The 259-nt window shown below is 61.0% G+C and carries 1 protein-coding gene; it reads left to right on the plus strand.

The genetic code is table 11. The features are described from left to right. Window positions 1-259: hypothetical protein (locus FVA95_RS32420; RefSeq protein WP_205016087.1), on the plus strand; the 259-nt coding region annotated here is incomplete at both ends.

The raw sequence follows: 259 nt of genomic DNA on the forward strand, positions 1-259 counted from the left end.
TCTCGAAAGCGTTCTTGGAAGACATCAGCCATGTCGAGGTACTCCTGAGAAACTTCATTGACGTGCGCCTGAGCGCCGATACTGGCATACGGCGTTGGTGGGAATCCCCGAGCTATCGGCTCGGTGGTTTCCCGCGTAACGTCGCCAGGGCCGAGAAGCGACTGCGGCGCGCGAGGCTCGATGCGACCCCTGATCAGATCGTGGCGAGTCTGTCACTGGACAACTGGCGCTTTCTGCTCACCCCGCGCCTGGAAGCAAC

The organism is Pseudonocardia sp. EV170527-09 (genome assembly GCF_008369905.1).
Classification (GTDB): domain Bacteria; phylum Actinomycetota; class Actinomycetes; order Mycobacteriales; family Pseudonocardiaceae; genus Pseudonocardia.